The sequence below is a fragment of the Mycobacterium sp. M26 genome, assembly GCF_001494595.1.
Classification (GTDB): domain Bacteria; phylum Actinomycetota; class Actinomycetes; order Mycobacteriales; family Mycobacteriaceae; genus Mycobacterium.
Genome location: NZ_LN929908.1, coordinates 2,045,059 through 2,072,020 on the forward strand (window position 1 = coordinate 2,045,059; position 26,962 = coordinate 2,072,020).

The 26,962-nt window shown below is 68.5% G+C and carries 25 protein-coding genes; 14 read left to right on the plus strand and 11 right to left on the minus strand.

Annotated features, from left to right (window positions below; translation table 11 throughout):
- Nucleotides 1-417: 417 nt before the first annotated feature.
- Complete coding sequence (locus BN3385_RS19035; protein ID WP_059018995.1) at nt 418-1,728, plus strand: NAD(P)/FAD-dependent oxidoreductase; 1,311 nt, start codon at nt 418-420, stop codon at nt 1,726-1,728.
- A gap of 4 nt (nt 1,729-1,732) precedes the next feature.
- Here the strand turns inward: BN3385_RS19035 and BN3385_RS19040 are convergent, their stop codons facing one another.
- From BN3385_RS19040 to BN3385_RS19060, 5 genes are all read right to left on the minus strand, one after another.
- Complete coding sequence (locus tag BN3385_RS19040) at nt 1,733-2,146, minus strand: hypothetical protein (RefSeq protein ID WP_059018997.1); 414 nt, start codon at nt 2,144-2,146, stop codon at nt 1,733-1,735.
- Between the two features lie 195 nt (nt 2,147-2,341).
- A complete protein-coding gene (locus BN3385_RS19045) occupies nt 2,342-3,460 on the minus strand; it encodes a hypothetical protein (RefSeq protein ID WP_059018999.1) in 1,119 nt (372 codons plus the stop codon).
- A gap of 253 nt (nt 3,461-3,713) precedes the next feature.
- Nucleotides 3,714-5,204 (minus strand): cryptochrome/photolyase family protein, encoded by a 1,491-nt coding sequence (locus BN3385_RS19050; RefSeq protein WP_059019001.1) that lies wholly within the window; start codon nt 5,202-5,204, stop codon nt 3,714-3,716.
- 7 nt (nt 5,205-5,211) lie between these two features.
- Complete coding sequence (locus BN3385_RS19055) at nt 5,212-6,678, minus strand: serine/threonine-protein kinase (protein ID WP_059019003.1); 1,467 nt, start codon at nt 6,676-6,678, stop codon at nt 5,212-5,214.
- Between the two features lie 28 nt (nt 6,679-6,706).
- A complete protein-coding gene (locus BN3385_RS19060) occupies nt 6,707-7,402 on the minus strand; it encodes a TetR/AcrR family transcriptional regulator (RefSeq protein WP_059019005.1) in 696 nt (231 codons plus the stop codon).
- Nucleotides 7,403-7,626: 224 nt separating this feature from the next.
- On the opposite strand from BN3385_RS19060, the gene BN3385_RS19065 reads away from it, so the two are divergent.
- The 11 genes from BN3385_RS19065 to BN3385_RS19115 are packed head-to-tail and all read left to right on the plus strand — an operon-like array spanning nt 7,627 to nt 19,310.
- Nucleotides 7,627-9,627 carry a dipeptide ABC transporter ATP-binding protein gene (locus BN3385_RS19065; protein WP_059019007.1) on the plus strand — a complete coding sequence of 667 codons (2,001 nt, stop codon included), beginning with the start codon at nt 7,627-7,629 and terminating at the stop codon, nt 9,625-9,627.
- Nucleotides 9,627-10,496 (plus strand): ABC transporter permease, encoded by an 870-nt coding sequence (locus BN3385_RS19070; RefSeq protein WP_059019009.1) that lies wholly within the window; start codon nt 9,627-9,629, stop codon nt 10,494-10,496. The genes BN3385_RS19065 and BN3385_RS19070 overlap by 1 nt, the downstream gene beginning before the upstream one ends.
- Nucleotides 10,497-10,506: 10 nt before the next feature.
- The gene (locus BN3385_RS19075; RefSeq protein ID WP_059019011.1) at nt 10,507-11,511 is read left to right on the plus strand and encodes an ABC transporter permease; all 1,005 of its coding nucleotides are present in this window, start codon (nt 10,507-10,509) and stop codon (nt 11,509-11,511) included.
- 5 nt (nt 11,512-11,516) lie between these two features.
- Entirely contained in the window at nt 11,517-12,158 is a 642-nt protein-coding gene (locus tag BN3385_RS19080) for a cysteine hydrolase family protein (RefSeq protein ID WP_059019014.1), read from the plus strand.
- Nucleotides 12,155-13,735 (plus strand): ABC transporter substrate-binding protein, encoded by a 1,581-nt coding sequence (locus BN3385_RS19085; RefSeq protein WP_059019016.1) that lies wholly within the window; start codon nt 12,155-12,157, stop codon nt 13,733-13,735. The genes BN3385_RS19080 and BN3385_RS19085 overlap by 4 nt, the downstream gene beginning before the upstream one ends.
- A 3-nt stretch (nt 13,736-13,738) precedes the next feature.
- Entirely contained in the window at nt 13,739-14,584 is an 846-nt protein-coding gene (locus BN3385_RS19090) for an N-acyl homoserine lactonase family protein (RefSeq protein ID WP_231748766.1), read from the plus strand.
- Nucleotides 14,581-15,924 carry an allantoinase AllB gene (gene allB, locus BN3385_RS19095; RefSeq protein WP_059019018.1) on the plus strand — a complete coding sequence of 448 codons (1,344 nt, stop codon included), beginning with the start codon at nt 14,581-14,583 and terminating at the stop codon, nt 15,922-15,924. The genes BN3385_RS19090 and allB overlap by 4 nt, the downstream gene beginning before the upstream one ends.
- The gene (locus BN3385_RS19100) at nt 15,921-16,670 is read left to right on the plus strand and encodes an aspartate/glutamate racemase family protein (protein ID WP_059019020.1); all 750 of its coding nucleotides are present in this window, start codon (nt 15,921-15,923) and stop codon (nt 16,668-16,670) included. Before allB ends, BN3385_RS19100 begins: the two co-directional genes overlap by 4 nt.
- On the plus strand, nt 16,667-17,689 hold the full coding sequence (gene alc, locus BN3385_RS19105; RefSeq protein ID WP_231748767.1) for an allantoicase: 1,023 nt from the start codon (nt 16,667-16,669) through the stop codon (nt 17,687-17,689). Before BN3385_RS19100 ends, alc begins: the two co-directional genes overlap by 4 nt.
- A complete protein-coding gene (locus BN3385_RS19110) occupies nt 17,686-18,276 on the plus strand; it encodes a hypothetical protein (protein WP_059019022.1) in 591 nt (196 codons plus the stop codon). The genes alc and BN3385_RS19110 overlap by 4 nt, the downstream gene beginning before the upstream one ends.
- Nucleotides 18,273-19,310 (plus strand): isopenicillin N synthase family dioxygenase, encoded by a 1,038-nt coding sequence (locus BN3385_RS19115; RefSeq protein ID WP_059019023.1) that lies wholly within the window; start codon nt 18,273-18,275, stop codon nt 19,308-19,310. The genes BN3385_RS19110 and BN3385_RS19115 overlap by 4 nt, the downstream gene beginning before the upstream one ends.
- 4 nt (nt 19,311-19,314) lie before the next feature.
- On the opposite strand, the gene BN3385_RS19120 is transcribed toward BN3385_RS19115, so the two are convergent.
- Genes BN3385_RS19120 through malQ form a run of 4 tightly spaced genes read right to left on the minus strand, consistent with a single transcriptional unit; the run spans nt 19,315 to nt 23,304 of the window.
- On the minus strand, nt 19,315-19,767 hold the full coding sequence (locus BN3385_RS19120; protein ID WP_059019025.1) for a nuclear transport factor 2 family protein: 453 nt from the start codon (nt 19,765-19,767) through the stop codon (nt 19,315-19,317).
- Nucleotides 19,764-20,645, minus strand: a complete 882-nt coding sequence (locus BN3385_RS19125) for an LLM class F420-dependent oxidoreductase (RefSeq protein WP_059019027.1) — start codon at nt 20,643-20,645, stop codon at nt 19,764-19,766. Before BN3385_RS19125 ends, BN3385_RS19120 begins: the two co-directional genes overlap by 4 nt.
- A gap of 10 nt (nt 20,646-20,655) precedes the next feature.
- Nucleotides 20,656-21,156 carry an NUDIX hydrolase gene (locus BN3385_RS19130; RefSeq protein WP_059019029.1) on the minus strand — a complete coding sequence of 167 codons (501 nt, stop codon included), beginning with the start codon at nt 21,154-21,156 and terminating at the stop codon, nt 20,656-20,658.
- A gap of 9 nt (nt 21,157-21,165) precedes the next feature.
- Complete coding sequence (malQ, locus tag BN3385_RS19135) at nt 21,166-23,304, minus strand: 4-alpha-glucanotransferase (protein ID WP_059019031.1); 2,139 nt, start codon at nt 23,302-23,304, stop codon at nt 21,166-21,168.
- Nucleotides 23,305-23,381: 77 nt separating this feature from the next.
- On the opposite strand from malQ, the gene BN3385_RS19140 reads away from it, so the two are divergent.
- Nucleotides 23,382-24,572 carry an MFS transporter gene (locus tag BN3385_RS19140; RefSeq protein ID WP_059019033.1) on the plus strand — a complete coding sequence of 397 codons (1,191 nt, stop codon included), beginning with the start codon at nt 23,382-23,384 and terminating at the stop codon, nt 24,570-24,572.
- On the opposite strand, the gene BN3385_RS19145 is transcribed toward BN3385_RS19140, so the two are convergent.
- Nucleotides 24,541-24,864, minus strand: a complete 324-nt coding sequence (locus BN3385_RS19145) for a DMT family transporter (protein WP_059019035.1) — start codon at nt 24,862-24,864, stop codon at nt 24,541-24,543. The genes BN3385_RS19140 and BN3385_RS19145 overlap by 32 nt on opposite strands.
- Nucleotides 24,864-25,202, minus strand: coding sequence for a DMT family transporter (locus BN3385_RS19150; RefSeq protein ID WP_059022157.1), 339 nt, complete (start codon nt 25,200-25,202; stop codon nt 24,864-24,866). Before BN3385_RS19150 ends, BN3385_RS19145 begins: the two co-directional genes overlap by 1 nt.
- A 143-nt stretch (nt 25,203-25,345) precedes the next feature.
- Between BN3385_RS19150 and BN3385_RS19155 the strand changes: the two genes are divergently transcribed.
- Entirely contained in the window at nt 25,346-26,875 is a 1,530-nt protein-coding gene (locus tag BN3385_RS19155) for a carboxylesterase/lipase family protein (RefSeq protein ID WP_059019037.1), read from the plus strand.
- The last annotated feature ends 87 nt before the right edge of the window (nt 26,876-26,962 follow it).

Consider the following 26,962-nt stretch of genomic DNA (forward strand, 5'->3'; position numbering starts at 1 on the left):
CAGGATCAGTCGGGCGTCGTCGAAACGTCTTTGCTCCCAACCGATGTCGCTGGCCGCAAGATGGACGTCGTTGAGCTGCCCGACCGCCAGGCGGCGTACGTCCAGGCGCGAGTCGAACTCGGTGATCGTCAACGTCATGTCACCGCTGTCGAGCCGTACGGTCAGGGTCCGGCCGACGACCAGGCGCTTGATGGTGATGAACAGAGTCCGATAGGCCACTGCCGCGCCCGAACTGACCGGGGGCAGCGCGGCCGCCGATGACCACACCGAGGAGAGCATGTCCAGCGGCCGCAGGAGATCCCAGCGGGCAAGACCGAGCGATCGCGCCATAAGGCCTCCCATCCTGCTCGGGGGTCACGGCGCGGCGCAACCGCCGGCGACGTTTGTGATGCGGGGGCCCGGGTACCCGAGCGCTCGATGACTTCTGTGGTGATCGTCGGCAGCGGTTTCACCGGGTTCGAATGCGCCCGTCGACTGGCCCGCGAGTTCCGGCGCACGAAGGCCGACGTCGAGGTGACGATCATCTCGCCGGTCGACTACATGCTGTACACACCGCTGCTGCCCGATGTGGCCGGCGGACTGGTTGACGGCCGATTCGTCACGGTTCCGTTGGCCGGGACCCTGAAGGGTGTGCGGGCCGTCCGCGGTCGCGTCGAGAAGGCCGATCTGGCCGGGCGCACGCTCACCTACACCGATCCCGAGGAGCGCAGTCATGAACTGCGCTGGGATCGGTTGGTGCTCACGCCCGGGTCAGTGACCCGGCTGTTCGACATTCCCGGTCTGGCGATTCACGCCCGCGGGCTGAAGTCCACCGCAGAGGCCCTGTATCTGCGTGACCATGTCCTCGAACAGCTCGAACTGGCCACTCTCGACGACGATCCGGCCGTGGCGGCAGGCCGGCGCACTGTGGTGGTGGTGGGGGCGTCCTACTCCGGAACCGAGCTGATCGCGCAGCTGCGCGCGCTGGCCGATGCCGCGGCCCAGCAAGGTGGGTTCGACCCGGCGTCGGTGCGTTTTCTGCTGCTCGACGTTGCCAAGCAGGTCATGCCGGAGGTGGGGGAGAAGCTGGGCAGTGCCGCCATGCGAGTGTTACGCGATCGCGGGATCGACGTCCGGCTGGGCATGACGTTGAAGGAGGTGCACGCCGATCATGTTGTGCTCAGCGATGATTCGCGGGTCGACACCCGCACCGTCGCGTGGGTGACCGGAGTGACCGCAGCGCCCCTGATCGAGACACTGGGACTGCCGACCGACAAGGGCAGACTGAAAGTTGATACCCGGCTGCAGGTTCCGGGTCACTCCGATGTGTTCGCCGCGGGGGATGCCGCAGCCGTACCCGATCTGACTCGGCCCGGCACGATCACCCCACCGACCGCTCAGCATGCCACCCGGCAGGGAAAGATGTTGGCGCGCAATGTTGCTGCGAGCCTCGGATATGGCAGACCCAAGGACTACCGGCACCGCAACATGGGTCTGGTGATCGATCTGGGCCCGCGCTACGCGGTGGCCAACCCGCTCAACATCCCGTTGTCCGGATATCCGGCAAAGGTGGTGACCCGCGCGTACCACCTTTACGCGATGCCGAGGGCGGTCAACCGCTGGGCGGTGGCCCTGGCCTACCTGACCGATGTGCTGTTCCCACGCACGGTCGTTTCGATGGGACTGTCCACCCAGGAGGATGCGCAGTTCAGCGCCAGCGAGGGCATCTTGATGCCCAGGGCTGACTGACGGACTAGCCGACCTGGGTCGGGGTAACCGTCACGACGCCGGGCGCGCCGGGTGTCGGCCGGGCACCGCCGCCGTCCTGGGTGCCGGCAGTGGGCGCCGTCGACACCGATGTCGCCGACGGCGGCTCAGGCTGGGCGGCCTCGGTGCAGTTCAGCATCAACTGCATCTTGCCGCTGGCCAGATACTTCTGGCTCTGCACCACACACTTGGCCTGCTGGACGTCACTGCCGACCGAACCGCCGAACACCGTCGAGACACCCTGGGCGTGCAGGATGGCGACCGCCTTGTAGTAGGGCTCGCCGAGAACGTTGAGAGTGCCGCCCGCGTTGGGGTCGGCGCTGCTGGATCCCATGCCGAGGGCCGCGGCTGCCGAAGCTACCGCAACCGCACCGGCAGCACCGAGGATGAGCTTCTTCACGGAACCTCCGTCTGTGTCTCGGTCGAACATAGCGCAGTTGTGACAGCTGCGAGAAACCTGAAAGCCAGCTCACAACGGTGCGCCAGCGCCTTCTCAGGCCCTTCTGCGGGATCTATCGTCACAACCCCGCCCTGACGTTTCATCCCGAATGAAATCAGGTGCCCCTCCATGCGGAGGGGCACCTGAGCTGGGGGGTTACTCGGCCGAGTCCGAGGAACCGGCGTCCTTCTTGGGCGTGGTCAGGTTCTTGACCGCGTCGCGGACGCTGTCGGCCACCTTCTTGGCCGGTTTGGCCGCAGTGGGCGGGGTCGCCGTGGTGGAGGCAGTCGCCGAGCGGCGGCTGCCGCCCGTGGCGCCGGTCTTGGTGGTGGTGGTGCCGGCATCGTCATCGGCCTTCTCGGAGTCCTTCGAGCCGGCGCTCTCGGTGGTCTCGGTGCTCTCGGTGGACGTGCTGGTCAGCGCGGGTGTGCTGGCCTCGGTTGCGGCGGCCTTCGAGCTGGTCAGCGCCGCCGACGGCTGCGGCAGCTGGCTCGCCGGCCCGCCGATCGCCACGTTGATGTCATTGATAGCCGACCCGATCGCCGAGGTGATGCTGCCCGCTCCGCCGCCGATCGTGGTGGCACGCAGGGTGTCGAGGATGCCGGTGGTGCCCAGCACGCCGTCGATGATGGAGTTCCACATCCCCTCGAAGTTCAGCGTCTGGAGGTTGTTCGCAAACTGCTGGCCGGTGGCGACGGTCGCCCCGATGGTCGCGGTGACCGCGTTGACGGTGGCGGTGATGATGCCCAGCACGGCCGACGGCAGCACGTTGACCAGGGCGGTGAGGTGGTCGATGGTCTGCGTGACGACCTTGGTGATCTTCGGGATCGTCACGTTGGTCAGCTCGACGGCGATGGGCTCGATGAACGCAGCCTGCAGCGCCAGGATCGCGCCCTGGACGTCACCGCTGAGTAGTTCGGTGGTCGCGGTGATCACGCCGGACGGGATGTTCCACAGCGAGGCGCCGACGCCGATGCCGATGGCTCCGGCAGCGACCAGGAGGTCGGTGACATTGCCGATCTGGTTGACGGCCAGCGTCCGCAGAATCGGCAACGGATCGGCCACCGGACCGGAGATCAGCGAGGCGATGTCCTCGACGGTGTATTCCAGGACAGGGCCGAAGACGATGAACGGATTGTCGAACTGCACCAATTGAATGGCAGGAGCGTGCACGGTGGGGAGGACGTTCGGCTGCGTGATCGGCGTGATGGCGATGGCACTGGCCCCCACCACCGCGACTCCCGCGATGAGCTGCGAACGTAACGAGATCTGCATGTCTGCCCTTCTGGGAATTACGGCGGTCCTAAGAACCTACCTGAGAACGTGCTGAGACTGTGATACCACAGCAAAGTTTTTTGCCACCAGAGGCTGGACCTGAGTGTTTCCGACCTACCGTCGGATTTCTGGAAGCGGCAGTTCACGGCAGATATGCGGATCACAGTGATGCGCTGAGCCAGGGCGGACGGGTAACCGGCCTACCGCTACCGCCACTTGCAGCAAAAATTCGGGGCAGGCGGCCGGTGGTAGCTCAGAATTCCTCGCGGTGGGCTTCCTGCTCCAGCACCGCATCGAGGTCGGCGAGCTTGCGCATCGAGGACACCGACCGCGCCGTCCGCATATTGGCGGCCAGCAGGTCCTGGTGGCGGTGCACGAAAGCCCAGTAGCCGGCGGTGAAGGGGCAGGCATCCTCGCCGAGCCTCTTCTTCGGGTCGAACCGGCAGCTCGAGCAGTGGTTACTCATCCGATTGATGTAGGCGCCGCCGGAGGCGTACGGCTTGGTGGCCAGCAGGCCGCCGTCGGCGTGCTGGCTCATGCCGATCACGTTCGTCGGCATCACCCACGCGAAGCCGTCGACGAAGGCGGTGGCGAACCAGTCGCTGAGTTCGCGCGGCTGATAGCCGCGCTCCACGGCGTGGTTGCCCAGGATCATCAGGCGCTGGATGTGGTGCACCCAGCCGCGGTCGCGGACGCCGGCCACGGCGTGACGCAGACATTCGGCGGAGATCGCGTCGGCGTCCAGGTCGGCCCACCACGGCGGCAGCGGGGTGTCGGCCTGCAGCCGGTTGTTGTCCAGATAGTCCGGCCCGAAATGCCAGTACAGATGCCACATGTATTCGCGCCAGCCCAGGATCTGGCGGATGAAGCCCTCGGTGGCGGCCAGCGGGGCGGCGCCGTCGCGGTACGCCTTCTCGGCTGCATGTACCGCGTCCAGCGGGTGCAGCACCCCCAGATTCAGCGGGACCGACAGTAGCGAGTGGGCCATCGCCCAGTCCCCGCCCATCATGGCGTCCTCGTAGCGGCCGAACAGCGGAAGCCGGTCGTCGATGAACTTCTTCAATGCCCGGCGCGCCTCGGCCGGGGTGACCGGGAACAGCCGGGGTCCGTCGCGGCCGACGGTGTCCAATCCCATGGCGTCGAGATCGCGGCGCACCGCGTCATCGATCTCGTCCTCGCGCGGCCGGTACGGAGCGGGTACGTCGAGGGTGGTGCTGCCCTTGGGCGGGGACTCCCGGTTGTCGGTGTCGTAGTTCCACCGGCCTCCCACCGGTTCGGAGCCGTCCATCAGGACATCGAACCGACGCCTCTGGTCGCGGTAGAAGTCCTCCATCCGGAATCGCTTGCGGGTTCCGGCCCAGGTGTGAAAATCCTTGCGCGGCAGCGCAAATGTCGGCGTCGGGAGAATATCGGCGACCAGGCCGTCGCGGCGCAGCCGCTCGACGAACTCGGCGGCGGCGAAGGACGTCGGTTCGTGCACCAGGACCGGGCGCCCGTAGTCGCGCAGCGCCTGGGTGTAGGTGTCGGCCTGCAGCAGCGTGGCGCGCTCCCCGAGATCGGCGGCAGCGTGTCGCAACGCCGAGACCACCAGGTGCAGCTTCTGCCGGTGGAAGCGGCGTCGGCGCAGTGCGGAGGCGGCCTCCACCAGCAGCACCGGCCGGTGCGCGTGCTCGCCGCCGTAAACCCTGGGCCCCAGCTGGTCGGCGAACAGCCACAGCGGGGTGTCGTCGGCAGCGCTGCTCATGGAAGCCCTAGCCGCCGTTGCCGCGCAGAATCTCCTCCGCGCAGCGCAGTCTGCTGTGTCCGGTCTCGGCCATACAGATGCGCACCGGGGACTCGTCCTCCGACGGCGGTGCCGCGCTGGGCGGCGCGGACAGGATCGGGTTGGGAATCTCGGTCTGATGCACTGACCACAGGTAGCGGTTTGTGTACTGCAGTTGGCTGCAGTACACCGTGGCGCCGTCGGCGGTGGTGCCGGTGGCGCCGGGTTCGCCGCACCGGGCGCCGACAACGGCCGCCGGCGCCTGGTCGACGGTGACGGTGTTGGTATCGGTCACCGCGGGGCTCGCTGTGGTGGTGGTGGTTTCGGTGGCCGTCGTTTCGGTGGGTGTCGTGGTGATCGGCGGGGGAGCCGGGGCGGGGCTGCTGGAGGTGGTGGAGTCACGCATCTCGCTGCTCATCACGTCCTCGCCGCGGAACCGGCCGGCGACGAATGCCACCGCCACCACCAGGAGCAGGCCCAGTAGCGCCGGCAGCAGAACCCGCGGGCGCGTCCACCAGCGCCCGTGGGCAGGCACGGCTTCGGCGCCGGTGGGTGCCGCGTCGGCGATGGGCGTGATGCTGGTGGCATCGGGGTCAGCGCCGATGTCGCCGGACATCGGCGTGGTGATGTGGTGGGCCAGCGCCCGGGCGAAGTCGACGCAGCGGTCGAAGCGCTGGGCGGGGTCCTTCGACATCGCCTTGCGCAGCGCCGAATCGAGAGTGGCCAGCTCTGGACGGGAATCGGCCAGGCTCGGCGGCATAGCGGTCAGGTGCTGGCTGATGACGACGGCCGGGTTGGAGTGTGAGAACGGTGGTGAGCCGGTCAGCAGGTGGTAGGCGGTGGCGGCCAGCGCGTACTGATCGGCCCGGCCGTCCAGATCGCGGCCCATCAGCTGCTCGGGCGCGGCATAGGACACCGTGCCGACCGTCATATTGGTCTGGGTCAGCCCGCTGGCTTCATTCTCCCAGCGCGCAATTCCGAAGTCCGCCAGCACAATTCGCTGTTCGCCGGATTCCAGGCGGGCGAGCAGGATGTTCGCCGGCTTGACGTCGCGGTGCAGCAGGTGGCGCTGATGGGCGTAGTCGAGCGCCTCGGCGACGGAGGTGACGATGTTGAGCACGTCGCGCTGGGGCAGTCCGGTGGGATGGCTGCGCAGCAGATTGGCGGCGTCGGTGCCGTCGACGTAGTCCATCGCAATCCACAACTGGCCGTCGACCTCACCGCGGTCGTGTACCCCGACGATGTTGGGGTGCCAGAGCGTGGCGGCGATATCCGCCTCGCGCTCGAATCGGGCCCGGTATTCGGCGTCGGTGCTGACCGAGGCCGGCAGCACCTTGAGCGCGTCGCGGCGGGGCAGGCGGGGATGCTGCGCGAGGTAGACCTCGCCCATCCCGCCCACGCCCAGCAACCGCAGGATGGTGTAGCCGGCGAACGTCTCGCCCTCGGCCAACGGCATGGACCCGATCCTACGGGCGCGGCTGAGCTCAGCCGACACCCTGTAGCGCGGCGCCGGCCGCGTAGCGCCGCAGCCGCTCGCGGGTACCGTCGCGCAGCGCGGTCAGCGCGTCATCGGTGACGCCGAGCACTCGCAGACAGGCGTCGGCAACGTGGTGGGGCAGCGCGATGCGGTCCGGTCGTGGCTGTCCTGACCACATGTTCACCAGCGACTCGACCAGGCGGAACGGCAGGTCGGCGGCATCGTCGTGGACTCCGGTGGTGGCCAGGATCGTCCGGCTCAGGTCCAGGTAGCCCAGCCGCAGCCGCTCCCGCTCGGTCCAGAACGTGGCCAGTCGGGCTTCGCGCAACTCCGGGAGCAGATAGAGCGCGCCGAGATTCCATCGCGAGGTCAGCAGCTGGGCGCCGTCGAAGGCGGCGAGCGCATGCAGGCATTGGGTCGCCGACAGCGGCGGATCGCCATCGCGCAGATCGGCCAGGAAACACAGTGTCGGCGTCACCGTCTGGTGCAGCAGCGCCGACAGCAGTTCGTCCTTGGTTTTGAAGTAGTGGTAGAGCGAGGCCTGCCGGATACCCACCGCGGCCGCGATGGCCCTGGTGGACGTGCTGGCATAGCCGCGCGTGGTGAACAGTTCCCCCGCGGCGTCCAGAATCTCGTCTCGGGCGGTCGTACCGGGCCTGCGCTGTTCGGTCAGGCGCGGGCGCCCCGCCCGCGGTGTCGCCATGGTTTCGATGGTGACCCACGCGACCTGGGAAAAAACAGACCTGCGGATTTTCTGTCACACGACAGAAACGCGCGATACCTATCGGTTACGCCGCGATAAGTATTGGTTACGCCAGCGACACCAACCGCGACATCGCTACCGCAAAACTGTCAAACGACAGGCTGGTGCCTCACCGACGAGCACCGCCACCGTGAACCCCTCACCCTCACGGGAGCAAACTGGTGATGGCGAGTACCGCAAGCGTCGAGCTACAGGCGGACGTGGCGCCCGCGCCCGGCGGCGGCGACGCGGTCGCGGTGGTCGATGACGTGCATGTCACGTTCCGCCGGGCGGGCAAGGACGTGCACGCCCTGCGTGGCGTGTCTCTGCAGATCGAGCCCGGCGAAATCATCGGGCTGGTCGGCGAATCCGGCTCCGGCAAGAGCGTTTTGGGCTTCAGCATGCTGGGCCTGCTCGGGAGCAAGGCCACTGTCACGGGCAGAGTCCGGGTGTGCGGCACCGATATGGTCAGCGGGGAGGCCAAGCAGCTGCGTAAGGTCCGCCGCCTGGACCTCGGAGCGGTGTTCCAGGACCCGATGACGTCGCTGAACCCGACGATGCGCATCGGCAAGCAGGTCGAGGAAGTCGCGGGCAGTCCCGAGGAAGCGCTCAAACTGCTGACCGCCGTGGGTATCCCGGAGCCGGAACGGCGGATGCGCGCCTACCCGCACGAACTGTCCGGCGGTCTGCGCCAGCGGGTGATGATCGCCATCGCGGTGGCCGGCAACCCGGAACTCATCATCGCCGACGAGCCGACCACCGCGCTGGACGTCACGGTCCAGGCGCAGGTGCTGGCGCTACTGCAACGCCTGCGCAGCGACATCGGTTGCAGCATCGTGCTGATCACCCACGACCTCGGGGTCGCCGCCCAGATCGCCGACCGGATAGCCGTGCTGTATGCCGGTCGGATCGCCGAGATAGGGCCCACCGCTGAGGTTCTCGACGCGCCGGCACACCCTTACACCTACGGTCTGCTGCGCTCGCGGCTCACCCTGGAGACCTCGCGGGACCATCGGCTCACCGCGATGGCCGGACAGGTCCCCAGCCCCACTGCACCGTTGTCCGGCTGCGCGTTCGTGCCGCGGTGCCCGCTGGCCCGCCCGGACTGCTCCGTCACACCGCCGGAGCCGGTCGCCGTCGACGCCGGGCGGGTCAGCGCCTGCCTGATCGCCCCGCCGGAGATGCGGACCCTGCTCGAGGCCGAGATCGGTTCGCTGGGTGAGGCTTTCGCCGCCGGTGAGGGCACCTCCGACCAACCGCCGGCAGTCCAGGTCAAGAATGTGATCAAAGCCTTCACCGTGCGCCGCCGCTGGCTGGACCGGTCCGGGCCGAAGCAGAGCAAGCTGCAGGCCCTGCGCGGGGTGTCGCTGACCGTGGCCCACGGCGAGTCGGTGGCTTTGGTGGGGGAGAGCGGCTCGGGCAAGTCCACTCTGTTGCGCATCATCGCCGGGCTGGACACCCCCACCTACGGCGACGTCGACCTGGCCGGCGGGCAGCGGCCGCAGATGGTGTTCCAGGACGCCGGTGCCTCGTTGACGCCCTGGCTGTCGGTCGGTGAACTGATCGGCGAGCGGCTGCGCGCCACGTCGATGTCACGCAGCGAGCGCAAGCAGGCTGTTGCCGAGGTCCTCGAGCGCGTCGGCCTGCCCCAGGAGGTGGCCAAGTCCCGGGCCGCGCAACTGTCCGGCGGTCAGCGCCAACGGGTTTCGCTGGCGCGGGCCACGGTGATCCCGCCGCAGGTGCTGCTGTGCGACGAGCCCACCAGCGCCCTGGACGTCTCGCTGGCAGCCTCGGTGCTCAACCTCATCGGTGACCTGCGGCGCAGTCTGGACATGTCGGTGGTCTTCGTGACCCATGACCTGTCGGTGGCGCGGGTGGTGGCCGACCGGATCGCCGTCATGTACCTGGGCCGCATCGTCGAGATCGGACCCGCCGATGAGGTCATCGGCAACCCGACGCATCCCTACACCCAGGCGCTGGTCGATGCGATCCCGGACCTCGGCCGGGACTGCCGGGTGCTCGCCGGGGAACCCGCCAGCCCGCTGTCACCGCCCACCGGGTGCGCCTTCCACCCACGGTGCCCGATTGCGATCGACGCCTGTTCGGACGCCGGACTCGACGTCCGGCTCGAGGGCGTCCCGGGAAGTCCGCACCAGGTGGCCTGTATCGAACGGAAGGCGCGCTGATGGCCGTCGCGATTCCCACACCCGCCCTGCTGCGCAGCAGACAGCGCCGGCTGGCGGCATTGCCCAAAGACCGTGCGCTGATCGTCAATTGGATCGGGCTGTCATTGATCTTCGTGGTCACCCTGGTCGCCGTGGCGGTGCCGGTGCTGGCCCCGCACAACCCGCTGATCCCGGTCGGTATCCCCCTGCAGGCGCCGGGCAAGAACGGCTTTCTGCTGGGCACCGACAGCGTGGGCCGTGACATCCTGAGCCGGGTCCTCTACGGCGTGCGGTCGAGTTGGTTCGCCGCCCTGGTGGTGGTGGCCGGCGGCCTGATCATCGGCGGACTCATCGGGCTCATCGCCGGGGCGGCCGGCGGCTGGCTGGACGCCACGCTCATGCGGATCACCGACGGCTTTCTGTCGCTGCCGGCGCCGGTGCTGGCGATCGCCGTCGTCGCGGCGCTGGGACCGGGCTTCGTGCACACCCTGATCGCCGTGTCGATCGTGTGGTGGCCGTTCTACGCCAGGCTGGTTCGCGGCGAGATCGCCCGGCTCAAGGCGCGCCCGCATGTGGAGGCGGCCCGGCTCTCCGGCGTCGGCCGCGTGCGACTGGCGCTGCGACACCTGCTGCCCGGTGCGGTTCCCAACGCCCTGGTGGCAGCCAGCCTCGATATCGGCACGCTGATCCTGACCCTGGCTGCGCTGTCGTTCCTGGGGCTCGGCCAGTCGGCGCCGGCACCTGAACTCGGCGCCGACGCGGCCCGCAACCTGAGCTACTTCCTGCAGCAGTGGTGGGTTCCGGTGATGCCCGGTCTCGGGGTTCTGGTTCTTGCCCTGATCGGCAACATCGCCGGCGACAGCCTGCGCAACCTGATGAAGACGAACTAGGAGGGCGGCGATGAGAACGTTCATAGCTTCCCGGCTGGCCGCGACGATCGCGATCCTGGTCGCGCTGACCGCGGTGATGTTCGTGCTGCAGAAGATCTCCCCGCTGGATCCGATCAAAGCCCAGATGGGCGCGCAGGCGTCGGCGTCGGCGGTCGCCGCCCGTCGCGAAGCACTCGGCCTCAATGAGCCTGTGCTGGTGCAGTTCTGGCACTACCTGACAGGGGCGGTACGCGGCGATCTCGGAACGTCCTACCGCACACGGCATCCGGTCGCATCAGACCTGAGCTCGTTCTTCCCCGCCACCCTCGAACTCGCGATCTACGGGATCATCATCGCGCTGATCCTCGCCGTGCTGCTCGCCTTCAGCACCACCCTGAAGTGGCGGGGATCAGCAGTGCTGCGCGCCATCCTGTTCACCGGAGCCTCAGCACCGATGTTCCTCCTCGGCATCGTCGGGCTGATCGTCTTCTATCAGAAGCTCGGCTGGGTGCCGGCCAACGGCCGCACGGCCATCAGCAATCCACCGACCGGACCGACCGGGCTGCTGACCGTCGATGGTCTGTTGGCCGGCAGGTTGGACGTCGTCTCCGACGCCCTGCACCACCTGATCCTGCCCGCACTGGTGATCGCACTCGGTCCGGCGGTCGCGATCGGCCGTGTGCTGCGCTCGAGTCTGCTGACCGACATGGACAGTGACTACGCGCGCACCGCGCGGGCCAAGGGCTTGCCCGAGAGCCGGATCGTGGCCGGCCACGTGCTGCGTAACTGTGTCGGCTCGGCACTGTCGATGACGGGCCTGCAGGTCGGCCTGATGTTCTCCGGTGTGCTGGTCGTCGAGCAGGTATTCGGCTGGCCCGGGATCGGTCAGTACATCGCCCAGAGCATCCCCGTCGCCGACTTCCCGGCCATCGCCGGCGTCACGCTCATGCTGGGCGCGCTCTATGTCTTCATCAACACGGCCGTGGACCTGCTCCAGGCCGCCGCAGACCCCCGTATCGCAGTGACAGGAGGATAGGTTAGGTGCCGAAACAGCCACTGATCGTGGGCAATCCGGTTCTGGTCGTCGTCGACATGCAGGAGAGCGGCGACATGCCCGCCGAGGAGATGGGCATCGCCCATATGCCCGGTTACGAGGGCCGGATCGAGGTGGCCGAGCGCTTGATCTCGGCCGCCCGCGCCGCCGGCATCCCGATCGTGTTCTTCCAGGAAGTACACCGGCCCAGTGGGGTGGACTTCGGGCGTGAACTCGACGGCGCGGAAGGGGTGCACTGCGTGGACGGCAGGCGCGGCACCCCGCTGCATCCGCGGCTGCTGCCCGACCTCGACGGGCCCAACCACGAGTTCCACATCGTCAAACGGCGCTACTCCGGTTTCATCGGAACGGAATTCGAGATCGTGCTCTCCGGTCTGAAGGCCGACACGTTGATTCTCGTCGGCGGCCTGACCAATGTCTGCGTGCACTACACGTTTGCCGATGCACACCAACGTGACTTCTACGTCCGGGTGGTCTCCGACTGCGTCGGCGGTTCGTCGGTGCCCGCGCACGAGGCCGCCCTCGAGGCCATGGAATACCTGCAATCCGGCGCAGTGCGCACCAGCGACGAAATCCTTTCCGCCTTCACCTCACTGACCACCCCGGTACTCGAAGGAGCCGCCCGATGAAGACACTCCGTACGATCCTCGCGATCGGCGCCACCGTGGCGCTCACCGTAACCGCGTGTGGCGGCTCCAATTCCGGTGGGAGCAGCACCCCGAACGCGGCCCCGACCGACAAGGTGCTGCACCTGTCCTTCCTGCAGGACCCGGGTCAGCCGCCGGACCCCGACATCTACTACGCCGGCCAGGGCCTGCTCCTGACCACCAACACCTACGAGGGCCTGCTGCAGTACAAAGCCGGCACCGACAAGGCGGAACTGCAGCCACTGCTGGCCACGGAGTGGACCGCATCCCCGGACAACAAGGTCTTCACCTTCAAGCTGCGTGAAGGCGTGAAGTTTCACGACGGCACCCCCTTCACCTCCGCGGCCGTCAAGGCCTCGTTCGACCGGCGGGCAGCGGTGAACCAAGGTCCCGCCTACATGGTCTCCGACGTGGAATCGGTGACCACACAGGGTGATTACGGCGTCACCGTCACCCTCAAGGCGCCGAACTCGGCGTTCCTCGACTACCTGGCATGTCCCTACGGGCCGCGGATGATGAGCCCCGAAGGCCTGCAGAAGAACGGCGGCAGCGACCACGCCCAGACCTACCTGACCACCCATGATCTGGGTACCGGGCCCTACACGCTGACCGCCGCCGAGGTGGGCTCGAAGTATCAGCTCACGGCATTCCCGGACTACTGGGGCACCAAGCCGTACTTCGAGAAGGTCGAGCTGCCGGTGATCACCGACGTATCGGCACAGCAGCTGCAGTTCAACAACGGCCAGCTCGCCGCGATCCTGCACGACCTGCCGTCCTCGGCGGTGCAGTCCTACCTGGACAACAAGGCGTTCGCCAACTACTCGTTGCCGACCATGATGTCGAACTTCGTCTACATCAACCCCAAGAAGGGGATGATGACCGACGTCAAGAACCGCAACGCGGTGATGCAGGCCATCGATGTCGATGAACTGGTCAAGCAGACCTACTTCGGCCGCGGCAAGAAGGCCGAGCAGATCTATCCGGCCAACATGATGGCCGCCGAGTACGGCAAGCAGTCGGTGACACACGATCCGTCGGTGCTGACCGGAATCGCCGCGAGCCTGCCCGCTGACCAGAAGTCCGTCACCATCGGGTACGACTCGAGCAACCCGGACAACCAGCTGATCAGCAACCTGCTCCAGACACAGTTGGCCGCAGCGGGATTGAACGCCAAGGTACAGGCCTACCCGACCTCGGAGATCTACGGCTGGGTCGGCACCGACGGCCAGTCCGCGCCGGAGATCATGACCTACCTCGGCTGGCCGGATGCGCCGTCGCCCTACACCTGGGGGCACATCTCCTGGGATGCCGACGGCGGACTGAACTTCTTCGGCTGCTCGGCACCGGCGGTCACGGAAGCATTGGCCAAGGGTCTGCCCACCGGCGACAAAGCTGACTTCTCCACGGCCGGCGAGGAAGCCGTGAAGACGGGCTGCTGGCTCAATGTCGCCGACGTCAACGACTTCATGGTCGCCCAGCCGTGGCTCAAGGGTGTTGAGCAGGCGCACGTGGTGACCGACCCGAACACGCTGCGGCTGGCCGCGTTGTCGGTCGGGTAGCCGGTGACGTCGGGGCTGGGCGTGGGAACGACCGGGGTTCGCCGGATAGTCCTGTTGACGCTGGGCTGGGAGGACCTTCCCAAATCGGTGTCGGTTTACGGGGCCGCGCCGGAGTTGCGGATGCGGGAGCCGGTGCCGGGTGTGCTGTTGCAGACAGACGGCGGCTGGGTGTTGCTCGACACCGGCTTCAACACCGCGCTGATCCGCGACCCGGCGCTGTACCGGCGGTTCTTTCCCACCGTCGAGTACATCCCGGTGCTGCCGGGGCTGGGCGAGCCGATCGAGGAGTCGTTGCACGACATCGGAATCGACATCGACGACATCCACACCGTGGCACTGTCACACCTGCACCACGATCACTCCGGGGGGCTCAAGCTGTTCGCCGGGAAGGTGCCGGTGCACGCCCAACGACGCGAGCTGGAGTACGGGATGTCGAATCATCCTGAGCCCGAGCACAATGCGATCAACCGCATCGATTTCGACGATCCACGGATCGACTGGGTGCTCGCCGACGGTGAGGCGCAGATCGCTCCCGGCATCACCGCGGTGCCCACGTATGGGCATACGCCGGGGCATCAGAGCTTCGTCGTCGAACTCGACCGCAGCGTCGGTGGCGGGGGCTTCGTGTTCGCCTTCGACGCCGCTGATCTCACCGAGAACATCGAGCACGAGTTGCCGATCGGCGGCTTCATCGATGTCGACCCGGCCGAGACGGTGGAGCCGATCCGGCGGCTCAAGAAGCTGGCCGCCGACAAGGGCTACGAGCTGGTGCCCGGCCATGATCCGCACGTCTGGCCCGAGCTCACCCACCGGCTCGAGGAACGCTTCGGACCGCTGCGCCCCCGATGAACATGCTCGACCAGGTGATCCGCGCACCGCGCGCGGTGATTGACGACGCCGTTCGGCCCGCCGCGATCGGCGTGGCCGACGGCGTCATCCGGGTGGTCACCGACCTGGAGGCGCCGCTGGACACCGTCGCGGAGACCTCGGTGCCGCCCGGTGCGGTGGTGCTGCCCGGGCTGGTCGACACCCACGTACACGTCGACGAACCCGGCACCGACTGGGAGGGTTTCGCCTCGGCGACGGCGGCCGCGGCGGCCGGTGGCATCACCACCATCGTCGACATGCCCCTGGACAGCGACCCGGTGACCACCACCTCAGCGGCGCTGGGGGTCAAACGCGCTGCGGCGCAGGCACAGTGCCGGGTGGACACCGGGTTCTGGGGCGGCATCGTCCCCGACACCCTGCACACCTTCGGTGAGCTCGCGTCCGACGGGGTGCTGGGTTTCAAGTGCTTCCTGTCCGAGTCCGGCAATCCGCAGTTCCCACCGCTGGACCCCGATCAGTTCCGCACCGCCATGGCCGGTATCGCTGCGTTGGATTCGGTGCTGCTGGTGCACGCCGAGAGCGCCCGGGTGCTGGCCGACTGCGCGCCACCGGCGGGTCGCGGGTACAGCGCCTTCCTGCAGTCGCGGCCGGAGTCCGCCGAACTCGACGCGGTGCACATCGTTCTCGACGCCGTCGCCGATACCGGAGCCCGAGCCCACATCGTGCACATCTCCAGCGCGGCCGTGCTGCCCCTGATCGCTGCTGCCAAGCACGCGGGCCTTCCGGTCACTGCCGAAACCTGTCCGCATTACCTGACATTCGCCGCCGAACAGGTGCCCGACGGGGGGACGATCTTCGCGGCCTGCCCACCGATCCGGTCCGAGAGCAACCGCCGGCTGCTGTGGGCAGGGCTGGCCGACGGGACCCTGGACATGGTGGTATCCGACCACTCGCCGTGCGCACCGGAATTCAAGGACCTGGGCGGCGGTGACTTCGGCTGTGCCTTCGGCGGGATCAGCTCGCTCCAGATCGCGCTGCCCGCGCTGTGGACCCAGGCCGCGGCACTGGGGTTCGGACTGCCCGATGTCTGCCGGTGGATGGCACAGGCCCCGGCGGCGCTCGCCGGGTTGACCGACCGCGGCGTGATCGCCGTCGGTGCCCGCGCCGACTTCTGCGTCTTCGACCCCGCGACCACCTGGGTAGTTCGCGGATCCGATCTGTTGCACCGCCACCCGGTCACCCCCTATGACGGGATGACGCTGACCGGCACGGTACTGCAGACCTGGCTGGCCGGGCGCGTGGTCGACGGGAGTACCCGGGCCGGGTTGCTGGGCGGCGCCTTACGTCAGGAGCCGGCGTGAAAATCCTTGTCCTGAACCCGAACACCTCGGCGTCGATGACGGCCGAGATCGCCGCCGCCGCGCGCGCCGCCGCGGCCCCCGGAACCGAGATCGTCACCGCCGAACCGGCGTTCGGCGCGGTGGCCATCGATTCCGCGGCCGAGAGCTACCTGTCGGCCGTCGGGGTGATGGACGTGGTGGCCAGCGCACTGGCCGACGGGACGTTCGACGCCGACGCGGTGGTGCTGGCCGGCTTCGGCGAACACGGTAAGGACGCGCTTCAGGAGATGCTCGACGTCCCGGTGCTCGACATCGCCGAATCCGCCGCCCACGTCGCCCATCTCATCGGTAGACGGTTCTCGGTGGTGACCACTCTGGCCCGTTCGATCGCGCCCATCGAGGACCGGTTGCTGCTCGCCGGGCTGGCGGCGCACTGCGCCTCGGTGCGAGCCTGCGGGCTGGGCACCGCCGAGGTGGACGCCGACCCCGACGGTGCGGTCGCCGCGATCGTCGCCGAGGCCGCCCGCGCGGTATCCGAGGACGGCGCCGACGTGATCTGTCTGGGCTGTGCGGGAATGGCCGGTGTCACCGAGGCGATCTCAACCACCCTTGGCCTGCCCTGCGTAGACGGCGTTGCCGCCGCGGTCGGGCTGGCGCAGATGTTGGTCGGCCTCGGCCTGTCCACCAGCAAGGCGGGCGTTCTCGCGCCGGGGCCGGACAATCCACGGTCGCACTGGCCGCTGAGCGCGGCGTTAGGAGTCCGGTGAACATCGATTTCAGCGCCGCTCTGGATCTCGCCTCACGCGCGGTCGGCGGCAGTGTGGTGGCGGCCAGTGACGAGTCGTTCGGGTTCAAGGAGAACCTGATCGAGCCGGCCGAGCCGAATTTCGTTCCGGGGACCTTCGACCTGCGCGGCGAGGTCGTCGACGGGTGGGAGACCCGCAGACACGCCTCGGCGGGGGATTGGGCCATCGTCCGGCTCGGGGTGCCGGGGCGGGTGCGTACGGTCGACGTCGACACCCGGTTCTTCACCGGCAACCATCCCACCGGTGCCAGTGTCTACGGGGCGTCGCTGGCGCCCGGTGACGATCCCTGTGGTGAGGCGTCCTGGCACCTGCTGGCCCCGCCCACATCGCTGAAACCCGATGCGCACAACCTCATCTCGGTGAACGACCCGCGGCGCTACACCCACCTGAAGCTGGTCATCGAGTCCGACGGCGGGGTGGCCCGGTTGCGCGCGCACGGTGATCCCATTCCTGATCCGCGACTGTGGTCCGGGGTGACCGTCGAGGTGTCCGGTGCCGAACAGGGCGGCCGCGTGGAGCACTGCAGTGACACGTTCTACTCCGATGCCCGGTCCCTGATCGCCGGTGGCCGCCCGGCGAACATGGGCGCGGGCTGGGAGGCTCGGCGCAGGCGTGATATCGGGCCCGACACCCATGACGCGGTGACGATCTCGTTCCTGGTCCCCACCGACGTGGTCCGCATCGAGATCGACACCTCGTACTTCGTTTTCAACGCCTCCCGGGAAGTCTGCATCCTGGGCACCCACGACCGGCCGAGTCAGTGCCGGCCCTGCTGGGCGCTGCCGTTCGACGAGGTCGTGTTGCCGCGCACCACACTGGTGCCGGATGCCCGCCAGGTCTTCGTCGTCGACGCTGACGACATCACCGCCATCCGGGTGGCGGCCTATCCCGACGGCGGTATCGCACGGGTCCGAGCGCTGGGCCGGCCGACCGCCGCGGGAATGACCGATCTGCAACGGTTGTGGGACGGGGCCCAGTGACACCACAGATCGCGCAGTGCTCCGGACTGTGGCGGCGCACCCTGCTGATCGACACTGACGGCTCCCGGGACACCACGACGCAGGTGCTGTGGCTGCAGGGTCTGTCGGCGTTCGTCGACTTGCGCGGTCCCGGTGCAGGTTTCGCCGGGCGGCTCTCCCAACGCGACGACGTCTTCGAGTGGACCAGGACCATCGATCTGCAACCGCCGGGTCCGCCCGACGCCGGGCGGATGAGCTGGGAGGGCGACATCCTGGTCGAGGTCGGCGTGCACGCCGACTACATCGAGCACTGGCAACGTGACGTCGAGCCGCTCGAACCCTGCTGGGGCCTGCTGATGTCCGGTCCGGAGGGCGGGGTGGCCATCCTGGTACGCGTCGGTGCCCGCTTCGGCTGGGCGGTGACCAGCACGACCCGCGCCGAGATCTCGCTGGGCACGGTCACCGGTACCGACTGGCTGATCACCGACTCCGCGCACTCCGGCCGAGTGGGCGTGACACTGCTACCCCGGCTGGAATCGGGGCATCTGCGAGTCGACGACGACTTCGCCTGGACCGTCGAAGAACAAGAAGGAAGCGTGACACTGTGAGTGGGGCGACGTCATTTCAATCGATCCCGGTGATCGATATCAGCGGACTGCGATCGGACGATCCGGCGCAGCGGCAACGGGTTGCCGACGAATTGGGCGCAGCGGCACGGGATGTGGGGTTCTTCTACATCTCCGGTACCGGCATCGGAGAAGATCTTTTCGAGCGGATGCTGGCGGCCACCAAGGAGTTCTTCGCCTTGCCGATGGCGGAGAAGATGAAGTCCTACATCGGCCTGTCCACCTGCCACCGAGGTTATGTGCCCGTCGGCGAGGAGGGACTCTACGGCGACAAGACCGACCTGAAGGAGGCGTTCGACACCGCGCTGGACCTTCCCGCCGATGATCCGGACCACCTGGCAGGCAACCCCATGCTCGGCCCCAACGTCTGGCCGGATCTGCCGGACTTCGCCCAGGCCGTCACCGACTATTACCAGGCCGTGCTCGGTGTCGGACGGGAATTGTTGGGCGCGTTCGCGATTGCCCTGGGTGAGAACCCCGACACCTTCACCCGGTTCGCCACCAAGACCCCCAGCCAGCTGCGGCTGATCTACTACCCGCACAACCCCGAGGCGCAGGATGTCCAGGGCATCGGTGCCCACACCGACTACGAGTGCTTCACCCTGCTCAAGCCGACGGCGCCGGGGCTGGAGGTGCTCAACGGTGACGGCGAGTGGATCGATGCACCGCCCATCCCGGGGACCTACGTGGTCAACGTCGGCGATCTGCTCGAGCTGTGGACCAATGGCGCCTTCGTCGCCACCTCGCATCGGGTGCGAAAGGTCAAGGAGGAGCGGTACTCGTTCCCGCTGTTCTTCAATGTCGACTACCACACGGTGGTCAAGCCGCTGCCGCAGTTCGAGACCACGGGCGGACCGGCCCGCCAACCCCTGGTGGCCGGTGAGCACCTGTTCGCCCAGACCGCCCAGACGTTTGCCTACCTGCGGTCCCGGCTGGAGTCCGGCGACCTGGTCCTGCCCGAAGGTTCGCTGGAGACCGGCACGTTCGGTCAGCAGGCCCTGCAGTCGCGGAACTGACCGGTCATCGCAGCCGGCGCGCCGGGCGGGTCTCGATAGCGTCGATGGTGAGTCGGCGACGTGCCACCAGCCACCCGCCTGCGGTTCGGACGTAGTCGTCGTCGTAGCGCAGATACCACACCAGGTCGGTGATCTCCTCGCCCCGGCGGCTCCAGTGATGGGCCGTGGCAGCGATCCGGCCGTGGGCCTGTTCGGTGCTTGCCGCGCGGTAGACCTCGGAGTCAATGACGTGATGGGTACGTCCCACCCGGGTCGCCGCGCCCAGTGCGCTGCGGATGGCCTCGGTGCCGCGATGCGACAGCGTCGCCTCCAGTACGTCCGGGGGATCGGGGAGCACCAATTCACCGTCAGCAGTGAACAATTCGGCCACCGCGTCCACGGCACCATCATCGATACCGGCGGCGTACCGGTGCACCAGATCCGACAGGGCCACTCGGTCGGTGCCCGCCAGGCTCACGATGTCAGGCCCAGCCGCTGCGCGCAGGCCGATAACTGGTCCTTGGCCTCCTGCAGGTCGGTGACCGCAGGCATGGCCAGCACCACCCGATCGGCGCCCGCCTCGGCCAGTCGCCCGGCCCGGTCGCCGTCCACCTTGGTCACCAGATGGCCCAGCGACAGTTCGAGATCGTCGGGATTGCGCCCGGCATCCTCGGCGGCCGAGCGCATATCGGAGATCAGGTTCGCGAGCTTCTCACCGGCCACACCCAGTGGTTGCAGACCATTGCCGAGCCGGCCGGCCCGGCGTGCAGCGATCCGGCTGTGACCGCCGATGTGGATCGGAACACCGTGAGCTGCAGCGGGTTTCGGATAGCTGGTGGCGGCGTCGAAATCGAAGAACTGGCCGTGGTAGCTCGCCCCGTCCGGCGAGTCGGCCCACAGCGCGCGCAACACCTCGATCTGCTCGTCGGCGCGCCTGCCCCGGCTGTCGAAATCCACCCCGCAGGCCTCGACCTCTTCGCGCAGCCAGCCGACCCCGACGCACAGCCGCAGCCGCCCACCGCAGAGAGCGTCGACAGTGGCCGCCCGCTTGGCCAACACCACCGGGTGGTGGTTGGGCAGCACCAGCACGCCGGTGGCCAGCCCCAGCGTGCTGGTCTGACCGGCCAGGAACGCCAGCAGGTCGAGGGGATCGGGCACGGGGCAGTCCGCGGCCAGTTCGACCCGCCCGCTGGCGTCATAGGGGTAGACACTGTCATAGCGGGTCATCAGCACGGTGTGCTCGACGACCACGATCGATTCGAATCCGCAGGCCTCCAAGTGCTGGGCGAACTGCGACATCCACAGCGGATCCGCGGTCACCCCGGCGCCGACGGGCGCGACGACGGCGAACTTCACACCCTGCAGGCTATCCCCGCACGTCGGCCGAACCCTCGGATAGTCCCACCAGATGAGGCTGGGCCATCAGCCGATCGAGAAACGCCACATGGCCCTTGAGCAGCTTGCGGCGCGCCGAGGCGACCGGCAGCCACGCCACCCGGTCGAGTTCGGGGAACTCCTGCAGCCGTCCCGACCCTTTCGGCCACTCCATGCTGAAGGTGTTGCTGCGGGCCGCGGTGACATCCAGATCGGCGCCGACGGCGAACACGGTGAGCACCTTGCCGCTCGGCTGCTTGACCGGGTCGAAGGCGATCGGCTCGCCGGCGGGCAGTGCCATGCCGAGTTCCTCGGCGAACTCCCGTCCGGCGGCGATCCACGGATCCTCGTCCGGCTCGTACTCGCCCTTGGGGATCGACCAGGCGCCGTCGTCCTTACGGGCCCAGAACGGTCCACCGGGATGGCCGATGAGCACCTCGACGACACCGTCGCAGACCCGGTAGAGCAGCACCCCGGCACTGAACTTCGGCACCTGGCAACACTAGTCTGCGACCGGCTCGATCGAATGCCGCAGGGCATCGGCCAGCGCCGCCGCCCGGGGATCGGCCAGCACGTCCTCCAGCAGCAGGGGGGTACCGTCCGGCCCGGTCAGCGGGACCCGCCAGTTCGGATACTCGTTGGTGGTGCCGGGCTGGTTCTGGGTGCGCCGGTCGCCGACCGCGTCGGTCAGCGCCAGGGCCAGCAGCCGCGACGGGGTCCGGCCGAGATAGCTGTACAGCCCGCTGATGACGTCCTGCTCGTCGGGCTCGGGGCCGAGCAGCCCGACCCGGCGCAGTTCGGCCAGCCACGCCGCCTGTTCGGCACGGTCGTCGGCGAGCTCGTCCTCGGCGGGCCGGGTGAGCAGACCCAGCGCGTCGCGCAACCGGACATGTTCTCCGGCAAGGTAACCCGGAGTGGGGGGCAGGTCATGGGTGGTGACGGAGGACAGGCACAGCTCGCGCCAGCGTTCCGCAGGCAGCGGCCCGCCGCCGCCGTCACGATCCAGCTCGAACCACAGGATCGAGGTGCCCAGGATGCCGCGGGCGGACAGGTAGTCGCGCACCCACGGCTCGACGGTGCCGAGGTCCTCACCGACGATCACCGCCCCGGCCCGGTACGCCTCCAGCGCTACGATGCCGATCATCGCGTCGTGGTTGTAGCGGACGTAGGTGCCCTCGGTGGGCGGGACACCCTGCGGGATCCACCACAGCCGGAACAGTCCGATGATGTGGTCGATGCGTACCCCGCCGGCATGCCGCAGAATCCCCTCGATGAGTGCCCGGAAGGGTTGGTAGCCAAGCTCTTCGAGACGATCCGGCCGCCACGGCGGCTGCGACCAGTTCTGGCCGAGCTGGTTGAACTCGTCCGGCGGGGCGCCTGCCGTGGCGCCGAGGGCCAGGACGTCCTGCAACGACCAGGCGTCGGCGCCGTCGGGATGTACGCCGACCGCCAGGTCGTGCATGATGCCCAGCGGCATGCCGGTGCGCACCGCCTGCGACTGTGCGACGGCCAGCTGCTCGTCAAGCTGCCATTGCAGCCAGCGGTGGAAATCGACTGCGCGGCCGTGCCGTTCGACGAACTCGGCGACCTCGGGGCAGGCCGGATGCTGCAGACCCGCCGGCCAGCGATGCCAGTTGCCGCCGTGTTTCTCGGCCAACGCACACCACGTCGCGAAGTTGTCCAGGGCCTGGCCTTCACGTTGTTTGTAGGCTGCGAAGGCGAGCTCGCGGCCGGCCGACCGGGGCACCCGGTAGACCAGCTTCAGTGCCTCCCGTTTGGCCGCCCACACCGCATCACGGTCAATCCCGTCGAAGTTGGCGGTCCGCCGCTGGATGGACTCCCGCAGTTTCCACACCCGGCTGCGCTTGGGCAGGTAGGCGAACTCGGGGATGTTCTCGACGCGCAGATACAGCGGATTGGCGAACCGGCGCGACGTCGGCAGGTAGGGCGAGGGTTCCATCGGAGCGGTGGGTGCGGCCGCGTGCAGCGGGTTGACCAGCACGTAGCCCGCTCCGTGGCGGGCGCCCGCCCACACCGCGAGATCGGTCAGATCCGCCAGATCGCCGATGCCCCAGGAGTTTTTCGACCGCACGCTGTAGAGCTGGGTGGCCAGCCCCCAGGTGCGCCGTGCGCCCAGCCGCGGCGGCAACCCCAGCCAGGCCGGGGTGATGATCAGCGGTGTGCTGGTCTCCTGCCCGCCCGAGCGCAGGTGCACGCGGTGGTAGCCCAGCGGGAGATCGGCAGGCAGGACGAACGTCGCCTCGCCGATCAGCCGGCCGTCCAGATCGTACGGCGGGGTGAAGTTGTCGGCCTGTCGGACCCCGGACCGCACGGTCCCGTCCTCCAGACGGACCCAGACGTGGGCGGGGTCACCGTGGCTGACGTGCACCCAGAACGACGTCTCGGCGTCGGCGCGGCCCACGATCGTGGGCGGCAGAGCCCGCGACCAGTACCGCCTGTCCTGGTCGGAAAGTGCTGCCGCACAGCTTTCTTCGGTACTCGCATCGACACCGAGGGCCGCCAGTACCGCCACCAGGGTGGCCCGCTGGACCGGGACGTAGCGCCCGGTCCAGTCGTAGTAGTCGGTGGCCACACCGAACCGGTGGGCCAGTTCGGACAGCGACGCGTCCAGCTGTGTCATGGATGCCATCTTCCTTGGTTACCCGCGATCGCGTGCAGTACAGCGGATCACCCGCACCTGCGGTACCGTCGCGCCACGTGAGCAGCCAAGAACCGGACATCCGCGATCGGCGGTCGCGGGTCGCGGTCGCGGCGTTGTTCCTCACCAACGGCGCACTCTTCGCCAACCTGCTGCCGCGCTATCCGGAGATCAAGTCCGACCTTGCGCTGAGCAACACCGTCTTCGGTCTCGCGGTGGCGGCGTTCTCGGCCGGCGCGCTGCTCACCGGTCCGGCCGCCCCGACGCTGATCCGGCGGTTCCGCTCGTCGGTGGTCGCGGTGGCGGGCAGTGTGCTGCTCGCGGCGTTCGTCCTGGCTGCCGGGCTGGCACCGTCGGGTGTGCTGCTGGCGGCGGCACTGTTCTGCGCCGGGGCGGCGGATTCGGTGGTCGATGTGGCGCAGAACGTGCACGGGCTGCGGGTACAGCGCAATTACGGCCGGTTCATCATCAACTCGCTGCACGCGGTGTGGTCGATGGGCGCGGTGCTGGGCGGACTGATGGGCGCCGGCGCGATCTATCTGCACATCCCGCGGACGGTCCAGCTGTCGGTCTCCGGCGTGCTGTTGAGCGTGACATGTCTGGTGAGTTACCGCTTCCTGCTGCCGGGCCACGACCACGCGGCCGCGGAGGCCGATACCTCGTCCACCTCGGCGGGCTCGCGGCGATCGGTGTACCTGGTGCTGGCCGCGCTGGTGGGGATCGCGATCGCCGGGTCGGTGATCGAGGACGCCGGTAACTCGTGGGCGTCGCTCTATCTGCGCGATTCGCTGGGCGCCCCGGCCGCCCTGGCCGCCTTGGGATTCGTGGCTGTCGTCGGTTTCCAGTTCGTCGGGCGGCTGCTCGGTGACCGGATGGTGGACCGGTTCGGGCAGCGGGCGGTGGTGCGTTCCGGTGGTGTGCTGATCGCCGTCGGGATGGGTGTCGCACTGGCGTTCCCGACGGTGCCCGGCACGATCGTCGGGTTCGCCGCCGCGGGATTCGGCTCGGCCACTCTGGTGCCGGCCGCCTTCCACGCCGCCGACGAGGTGCCGGGGCTGCGGGCGGGCACCGGGGTGACGGTGCTGAGCTGGCTGATGCGGGTGGGCTTTCTGACCGCGCCGATCGTGGTGGGGGCGATCGCCGATGCGGCCAGCCTGCGAGCGGGCCTGCTGATCGTGCCGGTGGCCGGTGTCGCGGCCGTCCTGCTGGCCCGGGTGCTCAGCCCGCGGATCCGCTCAGTTCGATCGTGAGCACACCGGCGATGATCAGCGCGATGCCGCCGATCATCACCGGGGTCAGCGGCTCGCCGAAGATCGCGCGGGCGATCACCGCGACCAGCGCGACCCCGGCCGCCGACCAGACCCCGTAGGCGATGCCGACCGGCATACCCTGCGCCAGCGTGAGCGCCAGCAACGTGAACGCCACCACATAGCCCGACACCACCGGGACGATCCACTTCCGGTTGCGGAAACCATTGGAGGCGCGCAGCGACAGCGTGGCGAACACCTCCACCAGAATCGCGCCGGCCAGCGTCAGCCACATCATGAGCTGCGGTCCCCGGAGTGCCGGGACCCGAGTTCCACCATCAACACCCCGGCGATGATCAGGGCGATCCCGGCGATGATCGGCGTGGTGAACGGGTCGTCGAAGATCACCGTCCCCAGCGCGGCGGTGATGGCGGTGCCCAACGCACCCCAGATGCCGTAGGCCACCCCGACCGGCATGCCGGCCCGCAACACCATGGTGAGGAAGAAGAACGAGGCGATGTAGCCCGACACCACGACGATCAGCCAGGCGGATTGGTCGAGGGAAGCGCGCAGCGACAGGGTTGCGGTGACCTCGGTGCTGATGGCCCCCAACAGCAGACCCCACTTCCGCACCCGCGGCACCTCCGTTGGCCACTCCGCGCCAATCCGAGAGTGATCAGCCCGGCCAGGATATCGGTCATGTGAGCAGCCCTACGCCCCGCACAGCGGCCACGGCCATTACCCGTCGGTAACGTGGACAGGTGGTGAGGAGAACGATGACAGCGAATGTGGTGCAGACCGGGTACGGACCGGTCCGGGGCAGTGATGACGGCCGGGTGCGGACCTGGAAGGGGATTCGCTACGCCGCGGCTCCGGTCGGCGACCTGCGCTGGCGCGCCCCGCAGCCACCCCAGCCGTGGACCGAGGTCCACGACGCCACGACGTTCGGCCCGGTCAGCCCGCAGCCGCGCAGCCCGATCCCGATGGGGCTGGGTACCCGCGCCGACGAGGACTGCCTGTTCCTCAACATCTGGGCACCCTCCGATTCAGCCGACGACTCGTCAGGTGATCCCAAACCGGTCATGGTCTGGGTGCACGGTGGGGCCTACATCTTCGGCTCCGGCAGTCAGCCGCTCTACGACGGCACCACCCTGGCGGCTGACTCCGACGTCGTCGTGGTGACCATCAACTACCGGCTCGGCGCACTGGGGTTCGTCGACTTCTCGTCATTCGACCCGAGCTTCGACAGCAACGTCGCATTGCGCGATGTGCTGGCCGCGTTGCGCTGGGTGCGCGACAACATCGCCGGGTTCGGCGGCGACCCGGAGCGGGTCACGCTGTTCGGTGAATCGGCAGGTGCCGGGATCGTCACGACGCTGCTGACGGTGCCGCAGGCCGCCGGCCTGTTCTCCCGGGCGATCGCCCAGAGCTCGCCCGCCACCTCGGTGTACGACAGCAGCCGCGCCCGCGCGGTGGCTCAGCTCGTGCTCGACCGGCTCGGTATGACCGCGCAGGAGGCCCACCGCGCACCGGTGCAGGCACTGGTCGATGCCTCGGCACATGTCTTCGACCACGTCCCGACGGCCACCCCGGGCCGGCTGGCCTTCGCCCCGACCGTTGACGGCGACCTGGTCCCGGACTATCCGGTGACCCTGGCCCGGGCCGGCAAGACGCACCCGGTCCCGCTGCTGATCGGCACCAACAAGGACGAGGCCGCCCTGTTCCGGTTCATGCGCTCACCGCTGATGCCGATCGCCCCCAAGGCCATTCGCACCATGTTCGAGGAGATCGCCGACGACCAGCCAGGGTTGCAGATCCCCACCGAGGAGCAGATCGGCGCGGCCTACCGGGCCCGCCGCGCCCGCACCCGCAGCCTGGGTGTGGCCAGCGATGTCGGCTTCCGGATGCCCACGGTCTGGTTCGCTGAGGGCCACAGCGAGGTCGCGGGGGTGTACCTGTACCGATTCGATTGGGCGACACCGATTTTCAAGCTGATCCGGCTGGGCGCGGCGCATGCCACCGAGCTGATTTACGTATGGGGCAACCTGGTGTCGGGTTCGCGCGACGTGACCTTCAAACTCGGCGGCCTCAAGACGGGGGAGGCGCTCTCCCAGCGGATGCGGGCCCGCTGGGCCAGCTTCGCCGCCACCGCCGAACCGGCAGGCCCGCCCGGTGAGCCGCACTGGGCGCCGTTTCGCACCGACGGCCGTTGCACGCTGGTGATCGACGCCGTCGACCGGGTGGTCGACGACCTCGACGGCACCATTCGCGCGGCCTGGGGGGATCAGGTCCTCAGCTTCCGCTGACGGCGGGAAAACTCCCCGTTGACGCCGGCGTCAACCATTACAGTGGGCCCACGACCGGAGGGGGGCCAGCCGTGACGACCACAGCCG